Source organism: Streptomyces liliiviolaceus, from assembly GCF_018070025.1.
GTDB lineage: Bacteria > Actinomycetota > Actinomycetes > Streptomycetales > Streptomycetaceae > Streptomyces > Streptomyces liliiviolaceus.
This window is the reverse complement of sequence record NZ_JAGPYQ010000001.1, coordinates 1,637,554-1,649,966: the sequence shown is the minus strand read 5'-3', so window position 1 is coordinate 1,649,966 and position 12,413 is coordinate 1,637,554. Positions and strand designations below refer to the sequence as shown.

Here is a 12,413-nt window from a genome sequence, read left to right as displayed (position 1 = left end):
ATGTCACAGGTCGGCCGCAAAGCCGGGTCCGATGCCCCGGGCCCGGCACGTGACTCTGCGGGACCAGGTACGTTCGATTACGTGGCTGGATTCAGGATCGGACGCGGCCGGGACAACCGCACGCAGCAGGCGCCTCCGCAACAACAGCGGCAGCAGCCGTACGGACAGCAGGCCCCCCAGGGCGGCCCGTCGTACGGCTATCCCCCCGCGCCCGGGGCCCACAATCAGCAGCCCCAGTACGGCGGTGGCGGCGGCAACGGCCCGCAGCAGTGGCCGCAGGGCAACGGTCACCAGGGGAACGGACACGGCGAACCGGAGTACTTCGGCGACCCGGGCCACTCCCCGCAGGGCGGCCGTCACCCCCAGGGCCACCAGCCCCGCGGTCACCAGCCGCAGGGCCACGACCCGTACGCGGCCAACCAGCCGGGCCACACGACGGCGTTCTCCGTCGGCGAGGACCCCTACAACCAGGGCGACACCTACCGCGCGGGCAGCACGCCCGCGGCGCCCGTCGGCCCGCCCCTGCACTGGAAGGAACTGCTGAGCGGCGTCATCATGCGCCCGAACCAGACCTTCCTGCACATGCGCGACTACACGATGTGGGGCCCCGCCCTCATCGTCACGTTCCTCTACGGCCTGCTGGCCGTCTTCGGCTTCGACGGCGCCCGCGCGGACGCCATAAACGCCACGCTGTCGAACGCGGTCCCCATCGTCCTGGTGACGGCGGTCGCGATCGTGCTCAGCGCGTTCATCCTGGGCGTGGTCACCCACACCCTGGCCCGCCAGCTCGGCGGCGACGGCGCCTGGCAGCCCACGGTCGGCCTCTCCATGCTGATCATGTCGCTCACGGACGCGCCGCGCCTGGTCGTCGCGATGTTCGCGAGCGGCGACGCGCCCTTCGTCCGCATCCTGGGCTGGGCGACCTGGGTGGCGGCCGGCGCGCTGTTCACGCTGATGGTCGGCAAGTCGCACGACCTGCCGTGGCCCAAGGCCCTCGGAGCGTCGGCGATCCAGCTGATCGCCCTGCTGTCGATCATCAAGCTGGGGACGTTCTAGCAGCCCCGCACCTGTCCTGCGTACGCCCTGCGTACGGGAGGCCGGCCGCTCGCGGTCCGGCCTCCCGGCATGTCCGGCCCCGGGCGGCACGTACGGGTGCCCGGCCCGTCCGGCGGGAGCACCATGGAAACCATGGACGCCATGGACGCCACACAGGAACGCACCGTTGTTTCAGAGGTCAGCGCACCCGGCCGCGTGGCCGCCCCCGACGAGGGCATCAGCCACGAGGAACTCGCCCTCGCGGCCCGCAACCACGGCCTCCCCCTGGAGGCCCTGCGCTACGACGTGACCCCGCCCGGACTGCACTACATCCTCGTCCACTACGACATACCGGCCGCCGACGCCGCCACCTGGACCCTCACGGTCCACGGCCGCGTCCGTACGCCCCTGACCCTGGACCTCGCCGCCCTGCGCGCCCTTCCGCCGGTCACCCACCGCGTGACGATGGAGTGCGCGGGCAACGGCAGGGCCCGGCTCGCCCCCCGACCCGTGAGCCAGCCCTGGCTGGTCGAGGCGGTCGGCACGGCGGACTGGACGGGCGTACCCCTGCGGACGCTGCTCGCCGAGGCCGGAGTGGAGCCGGACGCCGTCGAGGCGGTCTTCACGGGCGCCGACCACGGGGTGGAACGCGGCGTCGAGCAGGACTACGGCCGCAGTCTGACGGTCCAGGACGCCACCGCCGCCGACCCCGAGGTGCTGGTGGCGTACGAGATGAACGGCGCCCCGCTGCCACCGCAGCACGGCTACCCGGTGCGGCTGATCGTCCCCGGCTGGTACGGCATGGCCCATGTGAAGTGGCTGACCGACATCGAGCTGACCGACACGCCCTTCACCGGCTTCCAGCAAGCGGTGGCGTACCGCTTCCGCCAGTCCGCCGGCGAGCCCGGCGAACCGGTGACCCGTATCGCCCCGCGCGCGCTGATGATCCCGCCCGGCTTCCCCGACTTCATGTCCCGCACCCGGGTCGTACGCCCCGGTCCCGTGCGGTTGGAGGGGCGCGCCTGGTCGGGCCGTGCGCCGGTCACGAAGGTCGAGGTCAGCGCGGACGACGGCGCGTCCTGGCAGGCCGCCGAACTCACCGCCGCGGACGGCGGTCCGTGGGCCTGGCGCCACTGGCACACGCCCTGGACGGCGACCCCCGGCCGCCATGTCCTGACGGCCCGCGCCACGGACGCCGAGGGCACGGCCCAGCCCCTCACCCCGCCATGGAACCGGGGCGGCTTCGCCAACAACGAGGTCCAGCGGATCCGGGTGGTCTGCCAGTAGCCGCGCCGGTGGCTGTGATCAGGGAGGCGCTCAGGCGGCGGCTTCCACCACGGCGTACCGGGTGGTGAGCCACACGCTCGCGTCGGACGCGACGCGCGCCCGCCGCGGCCCGCGGAACCCGAGATGCCGCAGCTGATCCCCGTGCCGGGCGGACATCGTGACCGCGACGGCGGTGGCGCCCTGCTCGTCGACGGCCCGCAGCCCCGGAGCCAGCAGCCCGTCGACCACCGTACGGTCCCAGGCCTCCGTCTCGTCCGGGGCGCAGACGGCGACCAGCGTCCAGTACGGCGTCGACCGGTCGGGCCCGGCCGCCGTCAGCACGGTCGACAGGATCGGGTGCTGCGGCAGGCGGAAGGCGGGCTCGGCGGCCGGACGACCGGTGGGCAGTTCACGGGAGAGCACGCTCCTGAGCTGCGGGCCGGGAGGATCGGTGCCGGTTCCGGGCGGCAGCCAGATGGCGGCCGCCAGCAGTGTGCCGTCGTCGTCCCGTTCGGCCACCCACACCTGCCCCTTCTCCAGGGCGTGATGGGCCAGCACGAGCCGCATGGCGCGCTGAGCCTGCTCCGAGTGCCCGGCGGAGCTCTGCGTGATCAACCGCACCACGGCGGGTACGTCCACGAGTCCGGCGGCGCGCACGGCGGCCCGTACGGGGATCTCAAGCGTGGTCATGGTCATTTTCTACGTTCACTACCTTTCAGAGAGCGGCCCGGCTCATGCCGGTGAGATTGACAATGCCGGTCAGTTTGCCGACACCTTCGGCCCCTGCCGCCTGAACGCCCTGGATCTCCCGGGCAACCTGGACCTCCCGGGCGCCCTGAGCATCCTGGGCAAAGACCTCCTGCCCCGTTTCGGTCCCGGAACGTGCCTGAGGCCGGCTGAGCAGGACGACTCCGCGGGCGGCCGCGGCGGCGCCGACGAGGGCCAGCAGGCCCCCGAGCCCGCCGAACCCCCCGTACTGCACGCCCTCGCCGAGCAGGGTGATGCCGATGGCGGACGCGGCGACGGGGTTGACCAGGGTGAGCACGGCGAGCGGTCCGCCGAGACCACTGCGGTACGCCTTCTGCGAGAGCAGCACCCCCGCGGTGGCGAACCCCACGGTCAGGACGGCCACCGCGGCGAGGCTCCAGCTCGGCGCGGACCCGACGGCGAGCTTCTGCGCGAGCGTGGAACCGACCCCGGAGGCGATGCCCGAGGCCGCCGCGAGGGCGAGACCGCCGCCCGGGGTGGCGCCCTCTCTCCCGCGGCGGCCCGAGCCGCCGAGACGGACGAGCGCCGCGAGCACGACGGCGGCGGCGAGCGCGACCAGGAGCACCTCACCGGTCCCCAGGGTGTCGACCGGCGCACCGCCCGACGCGGTGGCGGCGAGCAGCGCGACGAGCCCGACGAGGGTGAGCGCCATCCCGCGCCACTGTGCGCGGGAGGTCCGACGGCGGGTGACCAGCGACCCGAGCGGCACCGCCACCACCAGACTCAGCGCGCCGAGCGGCTGGACGAGGGTGAGCGGCCCGTACCGCAGGGCCACCACGTGCAGCAGGGCCCCGCCGCCGTTGAGGGCGACGGATCCCCACCAGGACGGGCGGGCCAGCGTGGACCGCAGACTCGCGGTACCGGCGGCGGTCCGTTCCTGGACGACGGCGGCGGTGGCGTAACAGACGGCGGAGACGAGGGAGAGGCCGACGGCCAGCAGTACGGTCACGGCACCTCACCCTCCCCTCTGACGCCAATCGATACGAAACGGTTTCGTACACACAAACTACGGAAGCCGGAAGCGAAACGCAAGCGTTTCTTTAATGGGTGCCCCATCCGATGTCCCACCCGACCGAACCGGGCACGGACTGTCGGGTCCGGCAAGGTACGACGTTCCTAACGTGGAGGACGCAAAGGAAGGAGGCCGAGTTGCTGGAGCGACTGAACGAGGCTCTGGAGCACATCGAGTCGCGTCTCGATCAGCAGGTCGAGGTGACCGAACTGGCGCGGATCGCGAGGACGTCGGAGTACCACTTCCGCCGGCTGTTCTCCGCGCTGGCGGGGCTCCCGCTGTCCGAGTACATCCGGCGCAGACGGCTCACCGTGGCGGGCGCCGAGGTGCTGGCCGGGGAGCGGACGCTGCTGGAGATCGCGGTGCGGTACGGCTACGGCTCGGGTGAGGCGTTCGCGCGGGCGTTCCGCACGGTGCACGGCGTGGGCCCGGGCGAGGCCCGGACCACCGGCGCCGCCCTGACCTCCCAGCCCCGGCTGTCCTTCCGTCTGGTCGTCGAGGGGAGCAGCAGTATGCGCTACAGGATCGTACGGAAAGAGGCGTTCCAGGTGGTCGGGAAGCGGGTCAGGGTCCCGCTGGTCCACGAGGGGATGAACCCGGAGATCGCGACGTTCATCCGGGGCCTGGCACCGGAGACGGTGCAACGGATCACCGCACTGTCGGGTGAGGAGCCGCGGGGCATCGTGGGGGTGAGCGACAACCTGGACCCGAGCAGGGCGGAGGGAACGGAACTGGACTACTACCACGCGGTGGTGACGGGCACCGGGACGACCGTCCCGGAGGACCTGGACGCCCTCACGGTCCCAGCGGGCACGTGGGCGGTCTTCGAGAGCTCGGGCCCGTTCCCGCTGACCCTGCAGCACATGTGGCGGGACGTGTTCACGCAGTGGTTCCCGTCCAACCCGTACGAGAGCAGGCCGGGCCCGGAGATCCTCCGCACCCACCTGTCCGCGAACGCCACGGAGGCGGACGCCACGAAGGCGAACGCCATGGGGGCGAACGCCATGGAGGCGGACGCGGAACTGTGGATCCCGGTGGACCGGACGGCGTCCTGACCAGGGGGTGACGTCCAAGGGGTGACGTCCAGGGGCGACCGGCGGGGCAGGCACTCGCCCCTGGGACGTCACCCTGGACGTCAGGCGTCGAGCACCTGCCCCGCCCGCTTCACGACGGGCGGCTCGACGCTCCACGCATAGTGAACTCAATGACGGTAGTACTCTTACCTCAATCTGGCGCAGGCGGGCTGGAGTTGAGGAGGAGCCGAGTATGGCGCGCAAGGTCGCCATCTACACCCGGATCTCACGAGACGACGAGGGCGAAGGCCTAGGAGTCGCCCGCCAACGGGAGGACTGCGAACGACTGGTAGATCTACGAGGCTGGTCGCTCGCCAAGATCTACGAGGACAACGACGTCTCGGCGTACAAGCGAAACGTCCGACGCCCCGAGTTCGAACTCATGCTGTCGGACCTGGCATCGGGTCTGATCGATGGCGTGGTGTCCTACGACCTGGACCGACTGGCCCGGCAGCCCAAAGACCTAGAGCGAGTGATCGACGTCTTCGACAGTCGCAAGCGTCTGACGTTCGCCACGGTCACCAACGACATCGACCTTTCGGCAGCGGACGGCCGGACCATGGCACGCGTCATGGTGGCGTTCGCCAACAAGGCGTCCCACGACTCGTCTCGTCGGATCAGGCGCAAGCACCTTGAGTTGGCGATGAGCGGGAAGTCTAGCGGGGGCCCGGCTCCATATGGCTGGCAGAAGGACGACCCGAACAAGGTGGATCGCGAAGCCGCAAGTCACATCCGCGCGGCGCAGAAAGAGATCCTTGCCGGAGTGCGTATCGGCACGATTCGCCGACGCTGGCACGAGGAAAGGCTTGGGCACCCCCGCGAAGGGACCAAGCGCATTGCGCACCACCACCTTGAGCACATGCTGACCAACCCGAGGCTGTGCGGGTACCGCACTTACCACGGCGAGATCTTGCTCAACGACAACGGTGAGCCGGTCACGGGCGAGTGGGAGACGATCAACACCGTCAAGGAATGGGAAGCAGTCTGCGCCGCCGTCGCCGAACGGAAGAAAGGTGGCACCGGTGCCGGGCGCCCGGTCGGCCGGAAGTACCTGCTCTCCGGCATCGCCCGGTGCGGCTTGTGTCACACCAAGATCAGGGGCCAGATCAACCAGCGATGGCAGCCCGGATCAAAAGCGTCGAAGTACAGCTATCAGTGCTCCGTCGTGAACGGCGGCTGCGGCAAGGTCGGACGTGTGGGGGAACCCGTTGAGGACCTGATCATCGATCTCGTTCTTGAGGAACAGCGCAAGAAAGCAGCGGAGGATGGCAGCCCTGTCGAAGTCCGATGGCCCGGCGAAGCCGAGTTCCAGACCGTATCGGACGACATCAAGGCACTCACCGCAGCCGCGAACGCCCGTGAGATCACGGTGTCCTCCCTGCTCCAGGTTCTCCCGGATCTGGAGCGCCGACGAGATGAGCTGAAGCTTGAACGTGCTCGCTTCCTCAGGGAGTTGAAGCGCGCGGAGTCCATCGCCGAGGGGATCAAGAATCGGGAGGACTTTCGCGACCTGCCGATTGAGCGTCAACAGTCGATCATCCTGCACAGCCTGTCAGCGGTGTCTATCCACCCGGCAGGGCGTGGAAGGCGGATCTTTGATCCAGATCTGATCGAACCCATCTGGCGAGAGTGACACCGAGGCCCCGGGCAAAGCTCCCGGGGCCTCTCTGTTGCTGCGCGTCACCCACGATGGAGCACATACAGACGCTTCACCCATGCCTGATCACGGTCAGGCGCCCGCTCCAAATGTTTCCTGATCCAGTCACGCCGACTAATGATCTTCTTCTGCGTGGTCACTGTGACCGCCCACCAAGCGGGCGGTCATCTCGGATGACCTCTCGGAGACGGGCAAGGTCTTCGGCAATACCTGCCGCGAACTGTGCCCCGGCCGGTGTATGCCCGGACCCGACGTAGCTCCATTGGGCATCGGTGATCGTGCCGGGTAGGACTTCATGGCCCAGGTGCTCCGCTCGGTCGGCGCGCAGGGCTGCGTATGTGGTCGAGTAGGCACGGGATTTGGTGAGGATGTGGCCCCGGTAGCCGAGGGTGTGGGTCCAGCTCCGCAGGCGTAGGGGCGCAAACTCGGGGAGGCCGCCGAGGCGCCAGCACGTAGACATGAGAGCCCGAACATGGCCGGACACATGAGCCGCCGTAACGTCACCCCAGGTCGTGAGCCGGTAGTCCGTGCCGGCGCCTGTCTCGCTCGCTCCCTTAGTTACGTACTTGGCGACGTACGCGGCCACGGCGTCGTCATCCGGTCCGAAATCGTCAGCGCGCAGTGGTCGAGCGTCGACCTGGGAGCCCCAGCGCAGCACGAGTTCCCCGACAGCCAGGCTGTAGGGAACGCGGACCACGACCCGACCAGCGGAGGCGCGCACCGCGTCGGTCAGTCGGGCAGCCGTGCCCCAGGACGGAGGTTCGTCGGTGGGTCCGGCCGGTCCGTCGAGGCGGATCACGGCGTGGACGTGGACGGCCGCCCGCTTCTGATACTCGGCAACGCGGGCGAATGACAGCCGTGCGTGTTCGGGGAGGCGGGACTGTACGACGCCAGCGGCCGTGGCGAGGTGTCGGCGTACGCCGATGACGAAGCGGTCCCACAGCTTGCCCGCGTGTGCGTGCCACAGGGCATGGGCGAGGTAGTCGTAGCAGTCGGCGCACAGGGGCTGGCCGACAAGGAAGTCAGCCGGATCGTGGACAGCCCCGCAACTGAGCGGTCGACCGTGCTCGCACACTCCTCTGACACGTCGAGGGCGGCAACGGTCGTCCCCGACACGGTGGACGACGCCGAAGGACGGAGCGGTCAGGGTGACGAACAGCCGGGGCCGTTGGCGGACCGCGTCGGGGACGTTCTTGCCGCCGACCAGGCCAGCACGGACGAGGTGGAAGGTGTCGCCTGCGTGGAGGCGTGAGCACGGGGCGCAGACGGTGGCCCGTCTGTTGCGGCATCGGACGGAGAGCCGTTCCCCCGGTTCGTCGCGAGTGTCGTAACGGCGTAGAACCTCTCCAGTCGTCGCGTCCAGGGTGGTCGTCGAGCCGGACAGGTGGATGGGGTGGGCACAGCCGCCTGTGGCGGTTATCTGTGCCAGCCAGCGTGTGAACTGCGGATCTTGGGCGATGCGGATTGCGTCGCGGTCTGCTTCGGGAAGCTGACGCAGGCGCGCCGCGCGGTCGAGTGTGGCGCGCCTGTCAGCCGAGGTGTTCTCGGGTGTGATGGTGGTGGCCTTCCGGGGTGGGCCGCCGTAGCGGCACGGGTGGTGGTGGGTGGCGCGCAGTCGGTCATGTGGATCACTCCTGTGGCTGGTCGGGGGTGGTTGGTGGGTTCAGCGGATGGTTCCGGCGCCCCGGCAGACGCGGCAGCGGCGCAGTCGTCCGGTCCAGGTCCTGCGGGCCCCGTCGCCCTTGCAGTAGGGGCACCTCACGCGAGGCATAGGCATGGCGTCGTGTCCTTTCTGATCAGGTGTGGGAGAACCCGGTGACGAACCAGGTGACGAGTCCGTGGACGGTGAAGATCACGGGGGTCTGGCCGAGGTAGATGCCGAAGAGGCCGACGCAGACCGCTTCCCAGGCGCGTACGTCGCGGGAGCGGACGAGGAGGACGGTGATGATCCCGAAGATCACCGCGAACGTGAACGCTGTTCCTTCGCTGATCACTTGTCGTCTCCTTCCAGGGCCGCGAGAGCGCGGCGGACAAATGACATTTCCGGGGCCAGCGCGGAGTGCCGCTGTGCCGCCGCGATGGCCTCTTCGGTGGTTGTCAGGTGCGAGCGGGCACGGCTCCAGCCGCCGTCCGGCCCGGTGCACACCGCCACGCCCCGCTCTGTCGCGGTGATCGACTGGGCGACGGCCACGGCGTCCTTGTTGAGGTCGCCCAGGGTCATCTCTGCCGTGCCGGGGTCGTTGACGCGGTGGCAGATCCGGCCGCCGAGCTGGGCGCGCAGTGCGGTGACGCCGGGGCCGAGGTCGGAGCCGACGCGTTGGCCGGCGACGACCAGGTGCAGGCCGAGCGCGGCACCGAGCTGAGCCAGCCGCAGGAGAAGGACGGAGCACTGTTCGGCTTCCGCCTTGCTCTCCCGTCTGCCGTCCGACAGATACAGCTCTGCGATCTCGTCGACGATCACGACGACCGGCACCGGCCGCAGCGTCTCGGGGAGCTCCCAGATGGAGCGCGCTCCGGCCGAGCGGCACGCGTTCATCCGGTCCTGCATGTCGACCACCAGCGCACCCAGAACCGCGACCGCTTCCCGTCGGCAGGTCGCGAGCACGCTCAAGCGGCTGGTGAACAGGCCGAGTTCCATGCCGCCTTTGCAGTCGATGCCGATCAGGGCGACGGGTTGCGGGGCGAGCTGGGTGATGAGCCGGGCCAGCAGGGTGGACTTGCCGGAGCGGGTGGCGCCCGCGATGAGCCAGTGCGGAATCAGTCGCAGATCCATCACCCATGCGCCGCCGCTCTCCAGGACGCCGACGAGCGCGGACAGCAGCGCGGCGGGAGCCGTGGCCAGACCCGGCCGCAGAAGAGGATCCGTGGCCGTCGCCGTCAGCAGAACGAGCCCGCGTTCCGGCGAGGTGACCCGTATCGCGTGCACCTTCCACGCGTGCACGAAGGCATCAGCTGCTTTCAGGTACGTGGCGGGGGTCTGGCCCGCGTGCAGGCGCACCACTACGGTCAGGCCCAGGCGAGTGGCGCGCGGGAAGGAGATCCGCGGAGTCACCGGCCGCAGCGGATCGCCCTTGACCACCAGGTCCCCGAGCAGCCCGCGGGGCGGGCGGCGGGATACGGAGAGGTCGTTGAGCAGGGCGACCTTGCGCCAGGTGAACAGCACCCGGCAGGTGGTGGCCGGGTATCCGGTGAGGTACCAGTGCCAGGCCGGACGGTGCCGCCGCAGCAGGTCACCGACGACGAGCACCCACGCCAGTACGGCGAGTGCGAGGGCGAGCGCGATCGAACCGTTCATCACGCACCACCGGCCTTTAAGACGGTGCCGTGCACGGGGGTGATGGCGTCCGCGCGGAAGCTGATTCCGTGCCGGTCGCCCATCGCCCAGGCGAACGCCACCAGCCCGGTGACCTTGAGGATCTGTCCTTCCTCGATGCCTTTCGGTTCGCCGCTCACCGCGATCTCGATCACGGAGATACGCCGCCGGTCCTGGCGCACCGTGACGGCCACGGTGTAGATGGTCTGGCCGTCGCGGTCCTTCTTCACCTCCTGTGTCTCGGAGTTGCTGATCTTCGCTTCGGGCGCGATGGCGCACCGCAGTACGCCGAGCCGCGCCGTGTCCACGGGAATGGACTGCATGTGGTGTGGCCTCCCTGGCCAGTCGGGACGCCCGACATATTCGGACGTCACTTGTCCTTACGAGTTACGACTATGGAGTTCTGTACGGCAGGGGTGCAACTACTTATGCTGACGAGTGATGTCGCGCGTGCGACGTGCTTATGACACCGACCCGAAGGTGCCCAGATGACGGAGATCCAACGCCCCGGAGCCCTCTATCAGCAGGTCGCCGCCGCCATCCGGGAGGCGATCCTGTCGGGCGAGTTCACTCCGGACTCCCTGTTGCCGTCCGAGGCTCAGCTCATGGCCCGCTACCAGGTCTCGCGTCCCACGGTCCGCAATGCCGTTGCCGCCCTGCGCGCGGAAGGCCTGATCGATGTCCGCCACGGCAAGGGCAGCTTCGTACGCTCCGACAGCCAACCCTCGCTCACCATCGAGCGCCGCATCAGCCACACCCGTGACGGGAAGTTCGCCCTGCCCGACGGCTCCGTCTGGGACGAGGCCGAAGAGCCCACCCCGCACCGCGCCCACTCCACCAAGGCCACCGGCCCCTTGCTCGGACTCGACACGGACGAAGATCTCTTCGTCTGCGACCGCTTGCTCACCGACCCCACCAGCGGCACCCGCGCCATGCACCGCACCACGACTCCGCTCGCAGTCGCCGCCGACGCCCCGCTTCTCGGCGAGGCACCAGGTCCACCCCCCACCACCGCGTACGGGATTCTCAGTCAGGCCGGACACAAGCTGTGGTGGTCCGAGACGGTGCGCGCCCGTATGCCCCTGCCCGACGAGCGCACCACGCTCCGACTCCCGGACGCGACCCCGATCCTGCACCTGTCCCGCGTCACGCACGGCACCGACGACCGCCCCCTGATGCTGGAAGAGTTCCGAGTGGGAGCGGACCGCGCCGAACTCGCCTACCGGATAACCGCCGACAAGCAGACCACCCGACGCCGCCCGGCATGATCGGCAACAGCCATCGGTCGAAACCGTCTTCACTTCCTCAAGGGCGCGCCTGCGGCGCGCCGGGCAGCCCGGCCGCCCCGGCCGGGCGTGCGGCGTGACCGCCGATCCCGTCCGGTCGCCCGACTGCCCGCACCGCAGCACGCCAGAGGCTGTAAGACGTCGACTCGCCGAGCCGGGCCGGGGCCCGCGTGGCTGGGGGTCGACGGCCTCCGAGACCTTAGGCAGCTCCCATGGGGCGAGCCTCGAAGACCAGGGGGCCGATCGGACTATTGCGGGCAGCTCCAAGGGCTGCCCGATCCGCTGGCGAGCGTAAGACCCCCTGGTCACTCGCCCCATGGCAGCTACCGCCCAAAGTCTCTGCGGCCGGCGACGTGCCCACGCGCACCGCTCACCAGAGAGGCCGCCCCTCACACCGCACCGCCGTCACCATCGGCAAGCGTCTCCAGGAGCCCGGCAAGTTCGTCCACAGCGCTCGGCCAGCTTGTGACCCGTACGATCCCGCGCCCTTCCTCGTTCGTGGAGGCCACGGCGCGCACCTGTGACAGCTCCATGCCAGCGCCGAGGATGGCCCGGTTCAACCGGTCGGCAGCCTCTCGCGCACGTCGCCAGCCCGTCAGGTAGTCGACCCCGGACACCCACAGTCCGGAGTCCGCGCCCGTGGCGTCGAGTCCGTCGCTCAGCCAGTCCTCATCCGTACCAGTCACCCGGCCCACCTCTACCCTGATCTAGATAACGGATCGTCAACTTCCTTTGGCCCAGGGCAGAACGCAGAGCAACGGCCCCGGTACCATCAGGCACCGGGGACCGTCGCGTCCCCTTCCGGACCACCCCAGTTGCTGTCCAGGCGCGGGGGTGGTCCGGTCTCGGTATGAGGTTGTGAAGCGCGGCTCCCTGAGCCGGGGGGGGACCCGGCGAATCGGAGGCCAGGGAACCGCGCCCCTTTGGCCGGAGGGGTCAGACTCCGGCCTGCGTCCGGGCCGCCGCCCACTCCCGATCACGTGGGAGCTGAACGAACGGTGAC

The 12,413-nt window shown here is 69.8% G+C and carries 12 protein-coding genes; 5 read left to right on the top strand and 7 right to left on the bottom strand.

The genetic code is table 11. The features are described from left to right. Positions 1–1,056 carry a Yip1 family protein gene (locus tag J8N05_RS07285; RefSeq protein ID WP_210881636.1) on the top strand — a complete coding sequence of 352 codons (1,056 nt, stop codon included), beginning with the start codon at positions 1–3 and terminating at the stop codon, positions 1,054–1,056. Positions 1,057–1,197: 141 nt separating this feature from the next. After that, positions 1,198–2,322, top strand: a complete 1,125-nt coding sequence (locus J8N05_RS07280; protein WP_210881635.1) for a sulfite oxidase — start codon at positions 1,198–1,200, stop codon at positions 2,320–2,322. A gap of 30 nt (positions 2,323–2,352) precedes the next feature. Here the strand turns inward: J8N05_RS07280 and J8N05_RS07275 are convergent, their stop codons facing one another. Both J8N05_RS07275 and J8N05_RS07270 read right to left on the bottom strand, forming a co-directional pair. Then, entirely contained in the window at positions 2,353–2,991 is a 639-nt protein-coding gene (locus tag J8N05_RS07275) for a hypothetical protein (protein WP_210881634.1), read from the bottom strand. Positions 2,992–3,016: 25 nt separating this feature from the next. Continuing rightward, entirely contained in the window at positions 3,017–4,018 is a 1,002-nt protein-coding gene (locus tag J8N05_RS07270) for a DMT family protein (protein WP_210881633.1), read from the bottom strand. A 200-nt stretch (positions 4,019–4,218) separates the two neighbouring features. Here J8N05_RS07270 and J8N05_RS07265 point away from each other — a divergent pair, with 200 nt between their 5' ends. Next, positions 4,219–5,136 (top strand): AraC family transcriptional regulator, encoded by a 918-nt coding sequence (locus tag J8N05_RS07265; RefSeq protein WP_210881632.1) that lies wholly within the window; start codon positions 4,219–4,221, stop codon positions 5,134–5,136. Positions 5,137–5,347: 211 nt separating this feature from the next. After that, the gene (locus tag J8N05_RS07260) at positions 5,348–6,787 is read left to right on the top strand and encodes a recombinase family protein (RefSeq protein WP_210881631.1); all 1,440 of its coding nucleotides are present in this window, start codon (positions 5,348–5,350) and stop codon (positions 6,785–6,787) included. 160 nt (positions 6,788–6,947) lie between these two features. Here the strand turns inward: J8N05_RS07260 and J8N05_RS47250 are convergent, their stop codons facing one another. From J8N05_RS47250 to J8N05_RS07240, 4 genes are all read right to left on the bottom strand, one after another. Beyond that, a complete protein-coding gene (locus J8N05_RS47250) occupies positions 6,948–8,309 on the bottom strand; it encodes a replication initiator (protein WP_247706681.1) in 1,362 nt (453 codons plus the stop codon). Positions 8,310–8,607: 298 nt separating this feature from the next. Next, positions 8,608–8,805: a hypothetical protein gene (locus J8N05_RS07250; protein WP_107015575.1), complete on the bottom strand. Its 198-nt coding sequence runs from the start codon at positions 8,803–8,805 to the stop codon at positions 8,608–8,610. Then, positions 8,802–10,106, bottom strand: coding sequence for an FtsK/SpoIIIE domain-containing protein (locus J8N05_RS07245; RefSeq protein ID WP_210881629.1), 1,305 nt, complete (start codon positions 10,104–10,106; stop codon positions 8,802–8,804). The genes J8N05_RS07250 and J8N05_RS07245 overlap by 4 nt, the downstream gene beginning before the upstream one ends. Beyond that, positions 10,106–10,447, bottom strand: a complete 342-nt coding sequence (locus J8N05_RS07240; RefSeq protein WP_210881628.1) for an SCO3933 family regulatory protein — start codon at positions 10,445–10,447, stop codon at positions 10,106–10,108. Before J8N05_RS07240 ends, J8N05_RS07245 begins: the two co-directional genes overlap by 1 nt. A 165-nt stretch (positions 10,448–10,612) precedes the next feature. Between J8N05_RS07240 and J8N05_RS07235 the strand changes: the two genes are divergently transcribed. Beyond that, the gene (locus J8N05_RS07235; RefSeq protein ID WP_210881627.1) at positions 10,613–11,392 is read left to right on the top strand and encodes a GntR family transcriptional regulator; all 780 of its coding nucleotides are present in this window, start codon (positions 10,613–10,615) and stop codon (positions 11,390–11,392) included. 407 nt (positions 11,393–11,799) lie between these two features. Here J8N05_RS07235 and J8N05_RS07230 read toward each other — a convergent pair whose 3' ends face one another. Next, positions 11,800–12,096: a hypothetical protein gene (locus tag J8N05_RS07230; protein ID WP_210881626.1), complete on the bottom strand. Its 297-nt coding sequence runs from the start codon at positions 12,094–12,096 to the stop codon at positions 11,800–11,802. Positions 12,097–12,413 lie beyond the last annotated feature (317 nt).

Bases quoted from the DNA above. Each gene is read 5' to 3' on its own strand.
- J8N05_RS07235 (WP_210881627.1), top strand. From the start codon at position 10,613: ATGACGGAGATCCAACGCCCCGGAGCCCTCTATCAGCAGGTCGCCGCC.
- J8N05_RS07260 (WP_210881631.1), top strand. From the start codon at position 5,348: ATGGCGCGCAAGGTCGCCATCTACACCCGGATCTCACGAGACGACGAG.
- J8N05_RS07275 (WP_210881634.1), bottom strand. From the start codon at position 2,991: ATGACCACGCTTGAGATCCCCGTACGGGCCGCCGTGCGCGCCGCCGGA.
- J8N05_RS07280 (WP_210881635.1), top strand. From the start codon at position 1,198: ATGGACGCCACACAGGAACGCACCGTTGTTTCAGAGGTCAGCGCACCC.
- J8N05_RS07240 (WP_210881628.1), bottom strand. From the start codon at position 10,447: ATGCAGTCCATTCCCGTGGACACGGCGCGGCTCGGCGTACTGCGGTGC.
- J8N05_RS07285 (WP_210881636.1), top strand. From the start codon at position 1: ATGTCACAGGTCGGCCGCAAAGCCGGGTCCGATGCCCCGGGCCCGGCA.
- J8N05_RS07245 (WP_210881629.1), bottom strand. From the start codon at position 10,106: ATGAACGGTTCGATCGCGCTCGCCCTCGCACTCGCCGTACTGGCGTGG.